An 18,856-nucleotide genomic window follows, 5' to 3' on the forward strand; every position below is an offset into this window, starting at 1 on the left:
ATCTTAGTCCTCGTTTGTTAATTTCAATGTTGAGAGAATGTTGCGCAATTCTGCGACTGGTACTTGACCTGGTGCTGAAGCTTTCGCCGCTGCACCAAAAGTTGCGGATGAACCAAACACTTCACCACTAACACGGCTGACCATACCAAGCGCCCCCATTGACATAGTGATGAGTGGACGAGTAGAAGTCGCATAAACCGCTGCAGTCGCTTGAAGAAGAGTCAAGACATCCGCATTCGACTGTGGCATGACCGCAATCTTACAAATATCTGCATTCTTTTCTTCCATGAGACGGAGACGGCGTTCAATCTCTTCTTGGCTTGGTGTTGCATCAAAATCATGGTTACACATGATAATTTTTGTTCCTTTTTCATGAGCCAAGGCAATGGTATCTTGCACTTCTTGGTCAGACATGAAAAGTTCCAAGTCAATCAAGTCCGCATGACCATCATTCAATACGGCTGCATAAATGTCAAAGTAGAGTTGGTCTGAAATTTCCAACACACCACCTTCTTTGGCAGTACGGAATGTCACCAAAACTGGCTTACCAGTTGCTGCAGTCACTTCTTTTGACAAGGCAGCTACATCTGCTGGTGTCGTAACATTTTCATAAAAGTCAATACGCCATTCAATCAAGTCACAGTCTAATTCCTTGGCTTGACGTGCACCTGCAAGAATTTCTTCAGCTGTTTTCCCAACCAAAGGGACGATAATTTTTGGACGACCTTGTCCAAATGTTACATTTCCAACTGTAACAGGTTTGAAATTTTCTACCATATTTTCACCTTTTTTCATTTTGTGAGATTTTTCACTAAAATTATATCATAGGGAAATACATAAATCTAATAGATATATTTTATCCAATCTATCAATAATATTTATCTTTTCTGTCAAAATTTAGAGTATAATAGAATAAAGACAAGGAGTCGATTATGAACTTACAACACTTGGAATATTTTATCGCTTTGGCGAAAACTGAGCATATGACCCGCACAGCCCAAGAACTCAATACCTCCCAGCCCAATCTTAGTTATATGATTTCCGAATTGGAAAAAGAGCTAGGTGTCCCGCTTTTCAAAAAGACTGGGCGCAATATCCGTTTAACTCGCTATGGAAAGATTTTCTATGACGCTGCCGCCCAGTCCTTGAATGCACTTGAAGAAGGAAGTCATCGTATCCTGGCAGAAATTGACCCCAACCGTGGCAATATTCATCTGGGCTTTATCTACACCATGGGAATTGAAAAGTCTCCCACTCTTCTCAAGCAGTTTTTGGCTGATTATCCAGAGGTCCATTTTGACTTTGAACAAAATAATTCTAAGCACTTGCTGGAACTCTTGAAGGATGAAAAGTTAGACCTAGCCTTCGTTTCCAAAGTGGAAGAATTTGACTCCATTCACTTTGAACCACTCACGACAGAAAACTTGGTCCTAGTAGTGCCTGAGCAGCATCCACTTGCCGCCTTTGACCAAGTCAGCCTCGAGGAGAGCTTGAGCTACGACTACGTCTACTACAATCAAAGTAGTGGCCTCCGACCATACTTGGACCAGACCTTTGCCAATCTTGACCTGCAACCAAAAATAAAACTGGAATTAGAAAGCGACCTCAGTATTCTAGGCTTCGTCGCACAAGATTTTGGTATTGCTATCATGCCAGATATCCCTAGTATCGCCTCCTTTCCTGTCAAAAAACTCAAAATACGCAACCCTCTATCTCAACGAATCATTTACTTGGCAATCCGCCAAAAGGATTACATTTCGCCGCTCACACAGAAATTTTGTGATTACTGTTTAGCCTTTTTTGAACAAACGAAAAACTAGGTTTCGTCCAACGGAACCTAGTTTTCTTTTAGAAGTGCAATAATCCAAAGAGAATGGCGGTCAAGATAACCACGATATTTGTCACAAACATGATTGGTGCTGCATGACGTGTATATGGTCCTACTTCTTCCTCAATCAAAGAACAACCGACAAAAGTCGCCGAGTTCATTGGGGTAACAGAAGTTGCCAAGGCAAGATTACATACAAACGGTGCAATAATCATAATTGGTGACAATCCAAAGGTTGCCCCTACTGAAATAAAGAGTGGGTAGAGGGCATTGTACAATTGATAAGGTACAAAGTAAATGATTGGCACGGCCAACAAAAGGAAGATGATGTGCATGTATTTGAGCAAGAAGGCTGGGAAAATACTTTCTAATAATTGTGCCAAAGATGCAACCATTGACATTTTGCTGCCGTCTTCAGGTGCTGCGTTAAAAATAGCAAGATAGAAACAAATGGCAAGAAGCATGATTAAAACGTTAAAGAATGTCATACCAGCCTTGTTCCAAATTTGTCCAAAATTCTTAGGATAGTTGATCAAAGCTGTTACCATTGAAGCTGCCACAAAGACGAGATAAGATGGAACCTTAAATACCGCTAAGCCCACGATGACCAAGATAAAGACAAGGAAATTTACCCAGAATAAGTCAGGACGCGCGAATTCTTTTTCTTTTGCCCCTTCTGCATGATCTGCTTCCGCTTCTGCACCTTCTGGTAATCCTAGGGTACCGTGTTCTTTTTTATGGCGCCATGCAAAGTAGACGTATTGCAAGATAATGGCTGGAATAAAGCACAATCCCCAAGGAATTGAAGCTGCTGCCAAGGTTTCTGCATCTGTCCCTGCCATTGTCGCAGACATGATTACACCAATCCCCCAAGGCAACCAACACATGGCTGCAACTGCTGTTTGACAAATGATAAAGGCAAAGTCACGGTCAATCTTGAATTTTTTATAAAGAGGAATCACAATTGGAAAGACGATCAGATAGGTTGTTGACATATTGGCTGTCAAGTAAGCAATGGCTCCTAAGACCGTTGTCAAAATCATGACACCAACCACATTGAGACGATTGCCAATGATTTTCATGACAGCATTGACCATCACATCAAACATGCCTGTCTCTGTCAGCATCACAAAGTAAATCAAACCAAACAAGAGCATGTAGCCTGTTTGATTCATCACTGTGCTCAACTGCGTTAAGATAAAGTTACTCGTTTGCGTCAAGTCATAGCCCATGAGGAAGCTAAAGATGACTGGAACGGTGAACAGGACAAAATTCATTGGAATTTTGAGCTGTTTTTCAAATAAGATAAAGACAACAATAATGGCTAGCATGATCAATGCAAGAATAGCTGGGCTCATAATTTCTTCTCCTAAATAGTTTCTCTATTATTTATTTTTTCAAATCATCTAGCAGACCAAACTCACGTTTGAAGGACCAGGCCATCATTTCGTGAACAAAGTCTGTGTATGGGTGAGGCGCTGCTGTAAAGGTATGTCCTAAGCGAGGGGCTAGGAAAAATTCCATCGGAACACCTGCGCGGAGAAGGCGTTGACCATAATTCCAAGCTGAATCACGAAGGGTATCGTATTCTCCAGCAATAATCATAGTTGGTCCAAGGCCACCAATATCGTGACAAAAGGCTGGGAAGGCGTAGTAAGAAGGTTGTTGACCATTGTAACCACCAAGGTAGGCAGCTTCTGCACCGAAGGCTTTATTAGCTGGTCCCATTTTCACCTGTGTTAGCTGTTGGAAGGAGTAAGTTTCTTCAATCGCTGTATCAAAAGTTGGGCAATTGAGAACTGTCAAAGATGGTGCAGGTTCATTGTGGTCGCGGAGGTAAAGTGCCAATCCTTCCGCTAGGGTCGCACCCGCACTTGATCCATGGAGACCAAGGCGCTCAGGGTCTCCACCAAATTCTTCCGCATGATCATGCATGTACATATAAGCTGCATGACAGTCATCAAGTGGTACTGGGAAACTGTAACCTGTTGCACCGCAGAGACGATACTCTACTGCCACTACAATGGCTGGCACGCGCGACGCAATTCCAATACAGCGAGCATTGTCAAAAGCAACTGTACCAGCTACAAAGGCGCCACCATGAATATCCAAAATCATCGGTGCTTTTTCTGGCAAACCTGCTGGTGTGAAGACACGGATTAAGAGTTCCTGACCTTCTTCTGGACCAGGAATCATACGATCTTCCATGGTCATTCCTTCAGGAAGTTCGTAGGCCATCATAGCTTGACCTTGTGCCTTTTTACGAGCCAAGGTTTCCTCACTACCATCTGTCAAATAAGAAAACAGGTGATCCTCATAACCTGGAAAAGATTTCAATTTCATAGATAAACTTCCTTTCAAATCCATTGTTTTAACTGCCTTTATTTTATCACCGTTTGAGAAGTTTTTCACATGTCTTTTTTATAAAACTTATAAATCGATTTCATAAATTTTCTTTATAGATTACCAAACTTTTCCTATAAAATTTTCCATGGAATTTTGATAAAAAGAGATTATAAGCATAAAAAAGGAGGTTCTTATGAACTAACCATTGATTACTCTAGGTATTGACAAGGGCTTAAAGGACTGCCACCATTGGCAAATTACAGAGCGTATTTACGCTATTCAATGCCTAGGTTTTCTCCCTGAACCTGGTCGACTGCCTGGCTGGGGATATTGTATTTCTTATTTGATTATTGGACAAGAAAAAGCTTTACTAATCGACACGGATTTCGGTATTTCAGATCTAAAATCCTATGTGGAAAAGCTGACTTCGCTCCCGCTCTTGGTGGTTAACAGCCATGTCCTTCCCGATCATTCTGGGGGAAATCGTCAATTTGATACTGTCTGGATTGGACAGGATGAATGGCCCAGTCATGAAGGTTTTGTCTTTCCGATTGAAACGGTTCCCGGGCAAAAAGTTTGTCCTCAAGTGGAAAATGATGGTCCCTACCGCTTTGAATTTCTAACTGATGGGCAAGTCATTGACCTAAGAAATCAACAGCTACAGATTATCGCTATTCCCGGTCATACCAAAGGTTTCATTGGATTTTTCGATCTTGAAAGTCACTATTTCTTCAGCGGAGATGCTATTGTCAAACGAATTTTCTATGGAGCAGGAGTTCCACTTAGTCGCTACCGAGCAGCCATTGAATCAGTAAAGAAGCTACCTATCCGAGACATTCTCTACGCCCACTGGCCTGAACCACTTCCACCGACTTTTTTGGATAAAGTTCTACATCTGATTGATACATTCAACCCTGACCAGTCAGAGGCTGCAGAATGGGATACTCCTGACGCACCTGACTTGCGCATGTTTCATTACGGACAAGATTTTGACGACCCAGAATTTTGTGCCATGAGTTTTCGTATGGATCAATTAGAGGATATTTGTCAATAAAAAAAAACGGAGCTGGACTCATTTCCAACTTCTAAATTTTTCTTCGTTAGAATTCGTAGCTCATATCTACATTAGGCTGCCCTGGCGCAACTGGTAAGTCACTCACTTCTGATTTCAGTAATAAGTCATAGTGAACTTGACTACCGTCTGGCTTCGTGATTGTCACCATGTGCTGGTCTTTATCATAAAGTAGTTATTCTCTGGCAACATTGTATGTTTGAGCAAGTTCATCCAACTCTTTCTCAATCTGTTCTTGGTCATCTACTGTAGGAAGCAACTCTGGATCTGGACTGAGAAGGTCATCCCATATAGTATTTCCTGGTTGGCTTGGAAGGTTTAGATCTGGCTTCAACAAATCTTCTTCTTCATCTTCTGGATAGGTTGATCTGGTTGAACAGGCTTATCTTCTTCACCAGCAGGACTAAAGTTTACTGCGTAGACTTCAGCTTCTTGAGCGATGGCACCTACTTCCATATCCCATGAACCTGCTTTATAACCTTATTGAGCCACTGGGGTTGGCAAACTGATTTGAGATAAATGAGTTCCTTTACATACCAAGGCTACAAAGACTTGGCTTGATTGTAGGTTGGAAGCTAGTTGTCCATGCTCACCCTACAAAAGCGATTGGAACATAATTCTGCGAGTCATAAGGATGTTGCAAATCGTAGACTGATGGCCGATGTGAATCATTTGGATCCAATGAATTTGCTGGATTGCTTTGGATATACGTTCCAATCACTGGACTAGTCGTACCAAAACGTACTTGGAAAATACTGGTTTGAATTTGTTGGATCAATAAGCTACCTTGACAAAGTTTTTCAATATCAAAGGTTCCCTTAACAACTTCAAATCCTGGTTTTGCAATCACTGTTGGTAATTCCAAACCTGCGGCAAATACTTTTTCCCAAGATTGATCATCACGAATATAATAGATGAAATGCTCACTTCTTTCCCCTTTATACTCCAAGTAGCCATTGTCCAACGTATGGAAGTCTACACGGACATAGTCCATCTGACGAAGATGTGGGTATTTTGCACGGTCAAATATGGTAGAAGGCTGTGGTTCCAAATAAATTTGGAAAGATTCAAAATGATTTGGCTTGAAAACAGTATAGAAACTTCTATGGCGGTCTACTTGCCCCGGCTCTTGCTTGTAATCATAGCTCCAATGGTGGAAGTAATAGCCATTTTTAACTTCGTTGACAATATCTTCCTGCTTCAAATGATAACTAGAATCCGTCATCAATAAGCTTTCGCTAATAATGGCATTGTAGGGCACCTTCCCATTATAAACATGATAGTGTTCCCCGTGAAGGGGCACATAGCCATCTGCTGTAATTTTGATGACAATCTGCTCTACTGTAATCCCCTCTTTTTTAGAAACTTCCTCTGGACTCAGTTTTTCTTTCTGAATCTGGTCTGAACCTTTTTTGGCCTTGGACGTTGATTTATTTCCACCAAAAACATATGAAACTGTATTTTCTGCCTTACTATCAATCTTAGTATTCCCCTGTTTGGACAAAATATAGGCAGATGATAAGCCTAAAATCGCTGTAGTTGCTAATGATAGAGCAACTATTTTTTCTTTTCTATTTTCCTCCTTTTGATTAACCATTTAATTAATTGGTTGATTTTTTTACTAAATTATCAACTTTTGTCAACCAGTAAGGTACATTTTCCCGCAAAAAAGGAGCCAAAATGAGATTTCAGCTCCTTTCTTAAACTATTTCCTGTCAAATAGAAGATCACGAATATAGTCAACTGGCATATCCTGACCTGTGTGCAATTTGAAGGCTGCTGCTCCTTGATACAACATCATGGCAAGTCCATTAAAGACTTTTTGACAACCATTTTCTCGGGCAAATTTCAAGAGTTGTGTTTCAGCAGGACTATAAACCACATCTAAAATTACCAAATCAGGACGAATCACTGCTGGATCATTAATCAGCTTCATATCTTCAAACGGCTTCATCCCAATACCAGTTGCATCGATATAGATCGAACTCTCTCCGATTGATTTGTAGAAATTCTCTGTATCTGCTAAATCTTCCAAGGTTACTTTTGTGCTGGTCTCCTTGTTAATCGTATCGATAATACCAGCCGCAGCTTCGAAAGCCTTGTCTTTGATATTAAAAATGCGTACCTCCTTAGCACCTTCCAAGCCAAGTTGAACAGCAATAGCTGTACCAGCACCACCGATACCTGCCAGTGTAATCACTTGGTCTTTCACATCCACACCTTCTGCTTCCAAGGAGCGCACGGCACCAACACCGTCTGTATTGTGCCCCACTAGATGACCATCTTGATTCACAAAAGTATTGACCGCACCAATCATCTTAGCCGCTGGAGATAGTTCATCCATGTAAGGAACAATAGCCTGCTTATTTGGCATGGAAACATTTCCGCCGACAATTCCCAAAGCACGAATAGCCTTAATAGTAGCTGGCAATTCTTCTTGACCAACTTCAAAGGCAAGATAAGCTAGGTCAAGACCAAGTTTAGCGTAAGTCTCATTGTACATTTTTGGAGACAAACTGTGACGAATAGGGGTTGCAATAAGAGCCAACATCAAGGTGTGGCCTGATAAACGTTCTGTCATAAGACACTTCCTTCTAAGATTTTCAATATAAACACTTTCACACATGAAAAGAGAGTGGGACAAAAATTGTGATTTCGCAGAAATCGATTTTGTCGTCCCACCTCCGCACAGTTGACTAGCACCAAAGGTCTGGGGGACCTTTGGTGGCTATAAATATAGCTAGTGAAACTAGCTTCAATTATTCGAAATTACTTGCGTAGCAAGGGAAGAGAACATTCAGTCAACCACTGCGTCAAACTGTTAAAGCAGTTAAAGTGAAAGAACCTGAGACTTTTATCTCAAGTTCTGGTCAATCAATACCGCTTATTTAGCGTCGCTAAAGAATGTATCGCGGATGTATTCCACCGGCATATCTTCACCTGTGTGGAGTTTGAAGGCTTCTGCACCTTGGTAGAGCATCATGCCGATACCATTGAGGGCTTTTTTAGCACCATGTGCCTTAGCAAATTTAAGCAATTTTGTTTCAAGTGGGCTGTAGACAACATCAAAGACAACCAAGTCAGGACGGATAACAGCTGGATCATCAATCAATGAGACATCTTCTTGAGGTTTCATACCTGCACTTGTTGCGTCAATATAGATGCTTGATTCAGCGATTGACTGTTTGAAGGCAGCTTGGTCGGCCAAGTCTGTCAAGGTAGCTGAAGATTCTGTACGAGTATTAATTTTTTCAACAGTTGTTTCAGCATTTGCATAGAAATCATCTTTACGGTTAAAGATACGGATTTCTTTTGCACCATCAAGGGCCAATTGGATAGCAATAGCTGTACCAGCACCACCAGCACCTGTCAAAGTGATGATTTGGTCTTTCACGTCAACACCTTCTTCAGCCAAGGCACGAACAGCACCAGTACCGTCTGTCACGTGCCCAACCAAGTGACCTTTACCGTCTTTATTTACGACAGTGTTAACGGCACCGACCAATTCAGCAGCTGGTGACAATTCATCAAGGTAAGGAATGATGGCTTGTTTGTTTGGCATTGAAACATTTGAACCACGAATACCCAAAGCACGGATACCTTGGACAGCATCAGCCAATTCTTCTTGACCGACTTCAAATGCAAGATAGGCATAGTCCAAGCCCAATTTTGCATAAGCTTCATTGTGCATTTTTGGTGATAAGCTGTGACGGATAGGTGTAGCAATCAAGCTAACCAAGAGTGTGTGACCTGATAAACGTTCTGTCATAATAGAACCTCTTTCTTATTTGTAAAAAATTGTTTGATACCGCTTGTGAACAAGGACGAGACAAGCCGCCCCTAGAAAAGCTAGTCCAGCATTTAGGACAAAAATATAGCGCATATTTTGCTCAGCCAGAACTCCTGTCAAATAAGGAATTCCCATAACTGAAATAGATGTTGCCAGTGAATAAAAACTTGTAATCACCCCACGTTTGAAGGGAAAAAATTCCAGCAAGACCGCCAGCCCTAGTTGCCAAATTCCTCCTGCTGAGAAGAAACCGACACAGAAGGTTGCCAACATAACTGTCGCAAAACTTGGATTGAACAGCATATAGGCTAAAGCCAAGCCTGTAATGCTCGTACAGAAAATCATAAATTTTGGAATATTGATACCTCGATTGACGATAAAAGAGGTCACAAAGACAGAAATAAATGAAAAAATACTGTAATAGCTGACCAAGACCAAACTATCTGCTTCTTTCATCCGTAAAACTTCTTGTGCAAATGAAGGAATCCAAGTGATGAAAATGTTAAATAAGGATACGGACACGAATGAGAAAATCAACAAAGCTACGCCCTCAATCTTAAAATTCGCACCTGTTTCTTGCAAGGAATGCTCCGCCTTTTCCTCCAAATCTTCTTGACTTATCTGCACCACTTTTCCATCTTGAACAGCAGGAAAAGACAGACGAAGGGTCAAGAAGAGATTAAGCCCCATACAGAGAGCAGAGACGATGAAGGTCCAGCCAAAATAATAATCATTTTGCAGAATAAAGCGGGTAATGATAGGGAAGATAAACTGCCCCATAGAGATAAAGGCTTTATTTAGCACACTGAGAGCACTATTTCGTGAAGGATTTTCAAAGGCTTCGACGACTACTGGATAGGTACCAGTGTCCAGAAAGGCATTTCCAAAACCTGCAAAAATTGAGAAGACAAAGGCCCAAAGATAGTTTGGAGATAAGAGCAGACCGATAAAGAAGACAATGTAGGAAAAAATTCCCAGCAAAATCGACCGACGTCGGCCTAACTTATCAGATAAAATACCTGCGAAGTTCACACTCAAAATGCGTCCAACTCCAATGGCACTCAGTACTAGAGAGACTTCCTTGAAAGAAGCACCCCAGTTCTCCCGAAGAACCGACATATTTTGCGAAACAATGATTGCTGCAATCCCTTGGAAAACATAGTTTACATACAAACTTCCAATGGTGGGGATGTATTTATTTTTTGCCACTAAGCTATCGCCTTTCAAAGATAATACAGGTGCAAGACCGAGGAAACTCCTCAGTCCTGCACCTTATTTTTAGACATTAGAACCTGTATTCACGGTTCTTAGCCTTTTTTAGAGTTTGAGAAGATAGATACGCCGAAGATATGGCTGTAACGTGTACCTGCAAAGAACATAAGAGCCGCTGAAGCAAGACCTGTACCTGCCATGATCAACATAATCAATTCACCTTTACCTGCTGCAATCAAGCTACCAGCTGCTTTAGGAATGATGATTGAACCAAGCGCCATAACGAAGTAATAAACTGACGTATTACGACCTTTGTTTGTATCGAAGAATTGGTTAAGGACACCGTTCCCCATTTGAAGGAGACCACCAGCAGCACAGAAACCAACGATGATACCTGCAATGGTCAAGGTAGCTGGTGATGGGGCAAAGAAGACCATAAGACCTGCCAAACCTGCAAATACTGGGCTGATTGCAAGGATAGACATATCACGCACACCACGCGCCATCATGATGGAGAAGACAAAGGTTGCAACCAAACCACCCAATTGGTAGAGAGAAGTTACAGATGCCGCAGCACCTTCTGACATATTCAATACGCTTGTTGCATAGATTTTTGAAGCTTGTTGGAAAAGGTAGAAGTTTGAGTAGATGGTCAAAGCAAAGATTGACAAGACCGTACCGTCAAGAGCGAAATTACCGTGATTTGCTTTTTCAACTGAACCAACAGTTGCAACGTTTTGACGTTTTTCAAGTTCTTTGATGGCTGCTGAAGCCGACAAACCTTCTTCTTTTTGCAAATCCAAGTCTGGGAATTTGGCAAAGAGAACACCTGCAAATACAACTGCACTGAGCACGAGTGGAATCCAGATACCAATTTCAGGAGCAAGACCATTTGTCGCTACAAAGGCAACAACCAATGGGTACAAGATAGATGAAACGGAGATGAATGTTTTACCAAGAACAGATGCTGTTGACTTGTTCTCTGGGTACATTTCAAAGAGGGCTGGGTTGATAGCTCCGTCGTAGAATGATGTCATAGCACCACCGATGAAGGCCAAGAAGTTTACGAAGACAATATCTGTTGCAAACAAGAAGGATGCAAACATCAACACGTAACCAAGCAAACCAGCAACAATCAATGGTTTACGACCAATTTTATCAGATAATGGACCTGAGAAAGCTAGGAAGGACAATTTACCCCAACCAGTCCAAGCAACTGCAGCCAATACTGTACCAGTTGCAACTGCCAATTTCTTAGGATCAGTCAAATCAGCTTGTGAAATCAAGTTCCATTTGACTGCAAAGAATTTTGCATTTTGTGAAATCAAGAGAGCTTGAATCCCGTGACAGAAGTAAGCTGACCACAGCAAGAAGGCTGTAAAGTTGTATTTATTATTCTTAAACATTAATTCATAATTCCTTTCGTTATGGGTCAAAGGAGATGAGCTCTCCTCTGGCTATACGTTTGTGATTAGTTGTTTCCTTTGATACGCTCAAGGTAGGCATTGTGCTCTTTTTCAGCAAATTCACGGCGTCCACCTGGTTTTGGTGTTTGGTCACCCATCATGATACCAAACCCACCTTCTACACGAAGCTCATGGCCGTTTGTGTAGTCAGAACGGTCACTTGCCAAGTAGAGAACTGCATTAGCGATATCCATTGTGTTACCAATCCGTTTGTTGGCTGTCAATGCTTTACGACCTTCTTCAACGACTGGGTCAGCGTAGAAGCTTTCTGACAATGGTGTTTTTACAAAACATGGTTGGATACAGTTTGAACGAACACCAAATTGTCCCCATTCTGCAGCCATTTGACGTGACATCATGTTAACACCAGCTTTTGTTGAACTGTAAGCAGCTGAATACGTTTCTGGAAAGACAGATGCGATTGTTGAGATGTGCACCATGTTTCCTTTTCCTTGTTTGATAAATTGACGACCAAAGCGTTGAGATACCAAGAAGTATCCTGTCAAGTTGATATCAACTGTTTGGCGCCATTCTTCAAGTGGAAGGTCTTCCAATGGACAAGCACGAAGCATAGCTGCTGTGTTAACCAAAATATCAACTGTACCAAATTTTTCAACAGCCTTGGCAACTGCATTATCTACATCTGCTTCTACAGTTGAGTTGGTTGCAACTGCAAGTGTTCCGACACCATATTCTTTTGCGATTTCTTCAGCGTATGCCACCAAAGCTTCTTCACGGATATCCATTAAGACAACATTAGCACCTTGTTTCGCAAATTCTTGAACGATGGTACGTCCCATACCACCAACGGCACCTGTTACTGCTGCAGTTTTTCCTTCAAGGCCTAACCATTTATCTGACATTTATTTGTTCTCCTCTATCATTTAATTTCTATTATAACAAAATTCATCAGCTATAAAAACCGTTTTCATTATTTAGCTGGTACTTGTTCTGGCCATGCTTCTTCCAAGACTTTAATAGTGTTGTCAAATGTATGAGCTGAAGCTTCTGCCAGACCACGACCAAGAATTTCGTCTGAGATAACTTCTACACCGATTACTTTTGGTGAAATACCTGCATTTTTGATCATCCGCACAAAACCAGCTGTGTCTTTTGCACCAGTACCTGGAGCCAAGCGGTCGTGCATAGATTCATCACGCAAGATAGATGCTGCGTATGGACGTTCGTAAGCATCGTTGATTTGGATTGAAATCACCTTAGCTGCTTGATCTGGTGTCAAGTCAATGTAAGGTTGGTCTGCACGAACCCAGTGCCATGTGTCCAAAATCAACATCGCATTGTCACAACCTGATGCTTCAACAACTGCGTATGCTTTTTCAAATGTAGGGAGACCTGAGTATGGCATTGGCTCAACACCGATGATCAATTCACCAGCACGTCCACACAATTCTTTCAATTTTTGTGCTGTGTACTCTACTGAGTAGTTTTCCATGAGACCACAGTTGATGTGACCAACATTGAATAATTTACACATGTGGAAGCACATTTGTTCTTTGTATTTTTGTTCGTAGCTACGATGCTCTTCAGCCCATTGAACGATGTATTCAACTTCTGTTACTTTGATATCGTATTTAGCAAGAATATCCAAAATATCTTGATCCGTCAAGCCTTCTTGAAGGGCATCAACATAAGTTTCTGCACGAAGACCAATTCCTTCGTAACCTGCTTCTTTAGCCGCTTTTACACGGTCTTCAAATTTGCATTGGTCACCGAGTGTCCAAGAGCTGATTGTAATTGGTGAAAGTTCTGACATAATCCATGTCCCCCTTAGTTTGTTAATTTTTTCACTTTCTACATTTCCCATTATAATCTAGCTATATAAGAAAAACAAATCAATATTTTTACGACTATTTATAGATAAAATCTATCAATTATGCTACACTAAAAGCAAGGATAATTTGGTGATTATTATGAATTTACAACATTTACGTTATTTTCTAACCTTGGCCGACTTAGAGCACTACACTGATGCTGCACGTCAGCTTCATATTACTCAGCCTACCCTTAGCCATGCCATTATGATGCTGGAAGAGGAGCTGACCGTTTCACTTTTTACCAAGCAAGGGCGGAATATCGTCTTGACCAAGGCCGGTCGGGAATTTTACGCTACTGTCCAATCCTCTTTGGCAATCCTCGACAATGGGGTCAAGCAGTTACAAAAAAATAATAGCAGTCGCACAACACTCAACTTGACACTCCTGCGTGTGCTGGGTCGCAAGGCGATACCAAACCTAGTTCGTCGTTTCCTTGATGAACACCCAGATTCCAATATCAACTTTGACTTCCACAACGATAGTGGCATGTCCAGTGATTTGATTGATGGCGTCGTAGCAGACAAGTACGATGTGGCTTTCTGTTCGAAGCTGGATCATCATCCCACTATTTCTTATCTTCCTGTTTTTGCCCAAGACCTTGTCGTTATTGTTCCTAAGAATCACCCACTAGCGCATCAGGAAAGTATTACTTTAGAGGATACTCTACTCTTTCCACAAGTCTGGTTCTCAAAACGAAGCGGGATTCGTCCTATTATTGAGCAAATTTACGAGAAAGCAAATAGTAAACCACAAATTGCCTTTGAAGTCAGTGAAGATGAAACAGTTGCGGGCCTAGTTGCCCAGGGATTTGGTTTAGCTATCATTCCAAAATTTGACTTCTTAGATAATCTCGAGGATATCAATATTATCCCAGTAGAATCTTTGAAAAAAGCGCGTATTTACTATGCCGCTTACCGTAATGATGTTCTACCAAGTCCTGAACTGTCTACTTTCCTTGATTTTATCCGCGAGACCTCTTCTGACTTACCTGATATACGTTAAACACCGATTCAACTGAATCGGTGTTTTTTCAATTTACTAACTCAGAATCAGTTCATCGCTGGTTAAAACTTGACCGCTATTTTTGTGGAAGAGATTCATCAAATCTTGAACCGTCAGATTTTTCTTTTCCTCGCCACGGACATCAACAACAATCTTGCCTTGGTGAAGCATGACCAAACGATTCCCATACTCAATGGCATTCTCCATATTGTGGGTAATCATCAGCGTGGTCAATCCGTGATTTTCAACGATTTTCTTGGTTAATTCCATAACCATATCACTGGTTTTTGGATCAAGTGCCGCTGTATGTTCGTCTAAAAGCAAAACTTTGGGTTTGACGAGAGAAGCCATGAGGAGGGTCAAAGCTTGACGTTGTCCACCTGATAAGAACTGGGTATCCACCTTCATCCGATTTTCCAAGTTGAGCCCCAATTCCTTAAGCGCTTCAGCAAAAATCTTACGTTCACTGTCCTTGACACCCCAGCCCAAGCCACGCTTAAGACCACGACGGTAGGCAATAGCCATATTTTCCTCAATGGTCAAGCGAGAGGCTGTTCCCATTTTAGGATCTTGAAAAACACGACTAATATCTTTGGCACGTTTGGCAGCTGGGACATGCTTGATGGACTTCCCATCCAAAAGAATATCCCCCTTGTCCACCTTCAAGGCACCTGCTAAAGAGTTCATGAGTGTTGATTTACCAGCCCCATTTCCTCCGATGATGGAAATGAAATCCCCTTCTTCTACATCTAAAGTCAAGCCTTTCAGTACATGGTTTTCATTGATGGTTCCTGCTTCAAAGGTTTTATGAATTTCTTGAATTGATAATATTGTTGACATGATTTCTCCTATCCTAGATTCAATTTACGAATTTTCAATTTCTTTTGCAATTCTGGCACAAAGAGAACTGTCGCCAAGAGGATCGCTGAGAAGAGTTTCACCAAGTCAGCATCCATACCTGGAATTTCCAAAATCGCTAAAATAATCAAGCGGTACAAGATAGAGCCTAGTACAACGGAAGCCAAACGCCAACCGATACTGAGATTACGGATGATGACTTCCGCAATGATAACAGAAGCTAGTCCGATAACAATCGTTCCTGTTCCTGAGTTCAAATCCGCATAGCCATTATTTTGCGTTAATAGGGCACCACAGAGAGAAATCAAGCCATTTGATAGCATATAGCCGTAAATTTTCATGCGATCTACATTGATACCATTGGCCTCACTCATGGGAATATTATCCCCCGTTGAACGCAAAGCCAAACCAACTTGAGTCTTCATCAAGAGAGTCAAAAGACAGATAACAGCAGTAACAAAGATCGCTCCAATGACTAGAACCGCTCCCGTTTTGTCCAATCCCAAATCACGTAATTGCGTCACTAATGTCGTTTGACGTAGCAAGGCAACATTGGCCTTACCCATGACTTTCAAGTTGATAGAATAGAGTCCAGTCAAAGTGACAATCCCTGTCAGCAAGGCTGGAATTTTTAATTTAGTGTGTAAGCAACCTGAGATCAAGCCTGCTCCCATACCGCCTAGAAAGGCAAGTCCTGTTGATAGAAGAGGATTGAGTCCATTGACAATTCCTATTGCGCAAATAGCAGCCCCCAAAGGATAAGCTCCTTCTGCTGTCATATCTGCAATGTCTAAAATACGAAACGTTAAATACACACCGATAGCCATAATTGACCATAACAAACCTTGTGATAAGCTTGATAAAATAAGATCCACAATATACTCCTTAAGATACAAGTCTGTAAAAACTCAAAGCAAAAATAGGGAAACTGACGAAGTGCCAATAGACACTAGGAAGGCTCTTCTTTTTTGCAAAAAGTTTCAGACGAGTTCAATTCTAAGATACGAGGGCGTATAGAAATCCGTATGAAAATAGGAAAACTGACGAAGAAACAAGGTTTCTAGGAAGTTTTATCTTTTTCACTAGGATTCTAGCCCGAGTTCAGTTACATAAGATACAAGGGCATATAACCCGATTACAATTCACCTGGAGCTGGGCTCAAGTCCAACTCCTAAATTTATTTAAGCTAGAATTGCAAGACGCAGTGGTTGATTGGTATCTTTGTTCGCTTTTCAAGCTTCAAAGATAGCCTAATCAACTGTGCGGGGGTGGGAAAACGAACTCTTTGCTAATTGCTATGAGTTCTTTCCCACTCCCTTATTTCTATTTATTTGTCTACAGAGATGCTGGATACATCAACGCCCAGTTTTTCTGCCATGTCTTTGTTGACATGTAACTCTACCATTTCAGGATATTCAACAGCTAATGTAGCTGGGTCTTGCCCTTTCAAAACTTTAACAGCCATTTTAGCTGTTTGGCGACCAAGTGCCTCATAGTTAGTGCCGTAAGTCAAGAGACCTCCTGCATCTACCATATCTGTCGAACCGCCAATAACAGGTACCTTGCTGGCAATGGACAATTCGCCAATCATGGTCATAGTTGAAGCCACTGTATTGTCTGTCGGAACAAAGACTGCGTCTACGTCCTTCATCAAACTACTAGCCGCATCCTGTACATCATTGGTTGAGTTAATCCCCTTCCTCTCAACAGTGTAACCAGCTTTTTTCAAGAGTTTTTCAGCCTCTGCTACCTGCACTTCTGAATTGCGTTCACTGGTTGTATACAAAATGCCAACTTTTTTAGCATTTGGAAGAGCTTGTCCTAGTAGCTCTACTTGCTTATCAATTGGTGCCTGGTCACTCGTACCTGTCAAAAGACCACCTGGTTTTTTAATGGAATTAACTAAGTCTGCTGAAACAGGATCTGTCACAGCTGTGAAGAGAATTGGAACTTCCGTTGAAGCCGTTGCTAAACTCTGAGCAGACGGTGTCGCAATCGCCAAGACCATGTCATTATCTCCTACCAATTGCTCCGAAATGGTTTGCAAGTTAGCTTGGTCACCTTGCGCATTTTGATAATCTAAAATTAAGTTATCCCCTTCTTTGTAGCCTGCTTTTTCTAATTCTGCTACAAAGCCTTTGCGTGCAGCTGAGAGAGAATCATGCTCCATATATTGCAAAATCCCAACTTTAACAGAGTTTGAATCTGCCTTTTTCTCACCTGAAGAACAAGCAACCAATGCCAGACCGCTGATCGCTACAAGACTCGTTACTGCTAATTTTTTTACCCATTTATTCATCTATTTTCTCCTACATTTACTGATTCAAAGCCTTGATTGTTTCTACATCGTAACCAAGTGCTTTCGCCATATCTTCATTGACAGCAATTGCTGCTACTTTGGGTTCTTGGACTGGCAAGTCCGCTGCCTTATAACCCTTGAGCATTTTGACAGCCATTTCTCCTGCTTGGACACCAATACCGTGAAAGTCAACACCGTAAGTGAAGAGGACACCTTCAAGGTAGGCTTCATCACTTCCGATAGCTGGAATCTTTTTAGCCTTCAAGATTTCTCCAATGGTGGAAGCCGTTGAGGCAACCGTATTATCTGTTGGTAAGTAAAGGGCATCTACTTGACCTGCTAGAGATGTCATAACCTGCTGTACATCATTGGTAGTGGTAACGGTCTTGACGACTACTTTGATACCAGCTTTTTCCAAGGCTTTTTGTGCTGCTTCTGCCTGTACTTGTGAGTTCACTTCGCTTGAATTGTAGAAGATTCCTACCGTCTTGGCATTTGGCACCACTTTTAAGAGCATATCAATCTGTCCAGTCACATTTGTCGCATCAATGGAACCTGTCATATTGCCACCAGGTTTTTCCATAGAATCTACTAAGCCCGCCGATATAGGATCTGTCACGGCTGTAAAAACTGTTGGCGTATCCGCATCTACATTGAGAAGGGCCTGCGCTGCTGGTGTCGCAATCGCAAAGTTAACATCATGTTCACCTGCCAATTGCTCTACCATAGTTTGGAGATTGGCTTGGTCGCCTTGAGAATTTTGATAGTCAACTGTTAAATTTTTACCTTCCTTGTAACCTGCATCTTCCAAAGCTTCTAAAAATCCCTCACGCGCTGCTGTCAGAGCACCGTGTTCTGCGTACTGGATAATTCCAACGCTAACTTTATCAGACTTCTCCTTGGAAGAAGAACAGGCAGCTAAAGAAAATGCTGACAAAAGTGCAAAAGTAGCAAGAGTAAACTTTTTAAATTTCATAGTAAAATCTCCATTTCTATTTTCAAAATGTGAAAAATCCATTTCAGAAGAAGAATTGTATAAAAATAAGGACCGTTAGATAAAATCTAAACGGTCCTATGATTTCACTGTAAACGAAAAACAGAAAAATAATCTCAGTGCCCATTTAGATTTCATCTAGTGGGCACAGCTT

The 18,856-nt window shown here is 41.5% G+C and carries 20 protein-coding genes; 3 read left to right on the forward strand and 17 right to left on the reverse strand.

Annotated elements, in window-relative coordinates; all coding sequences use genetic code 11:
• Positions 1-3: 3 nt before the first annotated feature.
• Positions 4-777, reverse strand: coding sequence for a type I 3-dehydroquinate dehydratase (gene aroD / locus ACHUFA_RS05020; protein ID WP_394405086.1), 774 nt, complete (start codon positions 775-777; stop codon positions 4-6).
• 155 nt (positions 778-932) lie between these two features.
• On the opposite strand from aroD, the gene ACHUFA_RS05025 reads away from it, so the two are divergent.
• Complete coding sequence (locus ACHUFA_RS05025) at positions 933-1,820, forward strand: LysR family transcriptional regulator (RefSeq protein ID WP_394405087.1); 888 nt, start codon at positions 933-935, stop codon at positions 1,818-1,820.
• 28 nt (positions 1,821-1,848) lie between these two features.
• On the opposite strand, the gene ACHUFA_RS05030 is transcribed toward ACHUFA_RS05025, so the two are convergent.
• Entirely contained in the window at positions 1,849-3,186 is a 1,338-nt protein-coding gene (locus ACHUFA_RS05030) for a Na+/H+ antiporter NhaC family protein (protein ID WP_394405088.1), read from the reverse strand.
• Positions 3,187-3,217: 31 nt separating this feature from the next.
• Entirely contained in the window at positions 3,218-4,195 is a 978-nt protein-coding gene (locus tag ACHUFA_RS05035; RefSeq protein WP_318530385.1) for an alpha/beta hydrolase, read from the reverse strand.
• A 184-nt stretch (positions 4,196-4,379) separates the two neighbouring features.
• On the opposite strand from ACHUFA_RS05035, the gene ACHUFA_RS05040 reads away from it, so the two are divergent.
• A complete protein-coding gene (locus ACHUFA_RS05040) occupies positions 4,380-5,228 on the forward strand; it encodes an MBL fold metallo-hydrolase (protein ID WP_394405089.1) in 849 nt (282 codons plus the stop codon).
• A 46-nt stretch (positions 5,229-5,274) separates the two neighbouring features.
• On the opposite strand, the gene ACHUFA_RS05045 is transcribed toward ACHUFA_RS05040, so the two are convergent.
• From ACHUFA_RS05045 to ACHUFA_RS05090, 10 genes are all read right to left on the reverse strand, one after another.
• Positions 5,275-5,397, reverse strand: coding sequence for a hypothetical protein (locus tag ACHUFA_RS05045; RefSeq protein ID WP_318530380.1), 123 nt, complete (start codon positions 5,395-5,397; stop codon positions 5,275-5,277).
• Positions 5,398-5,421: 24 nt separating this feature from the next.
• Positions 5,422-5,583 carry a hypothetical protein gene (locus ACHUFA_RS05050; RefSeq protein WP_394405090.1) on the reverse strand — a complete coding sequence of 54 codons (162 nt, stop codon included), beginning with the start codon at positions 5,581-5,583 and terminating at the stop codon, positions 5,422-5,424.
• The gene (locus ACHUFA_RS05055; protein ID WP_318530381.1) at positions 5,577-5,702 is read right to left on the reverse strand and encodes a hypothetical protein; all 126 of its coding nucleotides are present in this window, start codon (positions 5,700-5,702) and stop codon (positions 5,577-5,579) included. The genes ACHUFA_RS05050 and ACHUFA_RS05055 overlap by 7 nt, the downstream gene beginning before the upstream one ends.
• A gap of 133 nt (positions 5,703-5,835) precedes the next feature.
• Positions 5,836-6,843, reverse strand: coding sequence for a pneumococcal-type histidine triad protein (locus tag ACHUFA_RS05060; RefSeq protein ID WP_394405091.1), 1,008 nt, complete (start codon positions 6,841-6,843; stop codon positions 5,836-5,838).
• 108 nt (positions 6,844-6,951) lie between these two features.
• The gene (locus ACHUFA_RS05065; protein WP_222347834.1) at positions 6,952-7,827 is read right to left on the reverse strand and encodes a quinate/shikimate dehydrogenase; all 876 of its coding nucleotides are present in this window, start codon (positions 7,825-7,827) and stop codon (positions 6,952-6,954) included.
• A gap of 303 nt (positions 7,828-8,130) precedes the next feature.
• Positions 8,131-9,015 (reverse strand): shikimate dehydrogenase, encoded by an 885-nt coding sequence (locus ACHUFA_RS05070; RefSeq protein WP_222347835.1) that lies wholly within the window; start codon positions 9,013-9,015, stop codon positions 8,131-8,133.
• A 15-nt stretch (positions 9,016-9,030) separates the two neighbouring features.
• Complete coding sequence (locus tag ACHUFA_RS05075; protein WP_222347836.1) at positions 9,031-10,245, reverse strand: MFS transporter; 1,215 nt, start codon at positions 10,243-10,245, stop codon at positions 9,031-9,033.
• A gap of 98 nt (positions 10,246-10,343) precedes the next feature.
• On the reverse strand, positions 10,344-11,654 hold the full coding sequence (locus ACHUFA_RS05080; RefSeq protein WP_222347837.1) for an MFS transporter: 1,311 nt from the start codon (positions 11,652-11,654) through the stop codon (positions 10,344-10,346).
• Positions 11,655-11,719: 65 nt separating this feature from the next.
• Positions 11,720-12,577, reverse strand: coding sequence for an SDR family NAD(P)-dependent oxidoreductase (locus ACHUFA_RS05085; protein ID WP_394405092.1), 858 nt, complete (start codon positions 12,575-12,577; stop codon positions 11,720-11,722).
• A gap of 68 nt (positions 12,578-12,645) precedes the next feature.
• The gene (locus ACHUFA_RS05090; protein ID WP_222347839.1) at positions 12,646-13,488 is read right to left on the reverse strand and encodes a sugar phosphate isomerase/epimerase family protein; all 843 of its coding nucleotides are present in this window, start codon (positions 13,486-13,488) and stop codon (positions 12,646-12,648) included.
• 157 nt (positions 13,489-13,645) lie between these two features.
• On the opposite strand from ACHUFA_RS05090, the gene ACHUFA_RS05095 reads away from it, so the two are divergent.
• On the forward strand, positions 13,646-14,551 hold the full coding sequence (locus ACHUFA_RS05095) for a LysR family transcriptional regulator (RefSeq protein ID WP_222347840.1): 906 nt from the start codon (positions 13,646-13,648) through the stop codon (positions 14,549-14,551).
• A gap of 36 nt (positions 14,552-14,587) precedes the next feature.
• On the opposite strand, the gene ACHUFA_RS05100 is transcribed toward ACHUFA_RS05095, so the two are convergent.
• From ACHUFA_RS05100 to ACHUFA_RS05115, 4 genes are all read right to left on the reverse strand, one after another.
• Positions 14,588-15,391 (reverse strand): ABC transporter ATP-binding protein, encoded by an 804-nt coding sequence (locus tag ACHUFA_RS05100; RefSeq protein WP_222347841.1) that lies wholly within the window; start codon positions 15,389-15,391, stop codon positions 14,588-14,590.
• 8 nt (positions 15,392-15,399) lie between these two features.
• The gene (locus tag ACHUFA_RS05105) at positions 15,400-16,284 is read right to left on the reverse strand and encodes an ABC transporter permease (protein WP_222347842.1); all 885 of its coding nucleotides are present in this window, start codon (positions 16,282-16,284) and stop codon (positions 15,400-15,402) included.
• Positions 16,285-16,736: 452 nt separating this feature from the next.
• Positions 16,737-17,708, reverse strand: coding sequence for an ABC transporter substrate binding protein (locus tag ACHUFA_RS05110; RefSeq protein WP_222347843.1), 972 nt, complete (start codon positions 17,706-17,708; stop codon positions 16,737-16,739).
• Positions 17,709-17,724: 16 nt separating this feature from the next.
• The gene (locus ACHUFA_RS05115; RefSeq protein ID WP_222347844.1) at positions 17,725-18,684 is read right to left on the reverse strand and encodes an ABC transporter substrate-binding protein; all 960 of its coding nucleotides are present in this window, start codon (positions 18,682-18,684) and stop codon (positions 17,725-17,727) included.
• Between the last annotated feature and the right edge of the window lie 172 nt (positions 18,685-18,856).

Source organism: Streptococcus hepaticus (assembly GCF_043656315.1).
GTDB classification, from domain to species: domain Bacteria; phylum Bacillota; class Bacilli; order Lactobacillales; family Streptococcaceae; genus Streptococcus; species Streptococcus hepaticus.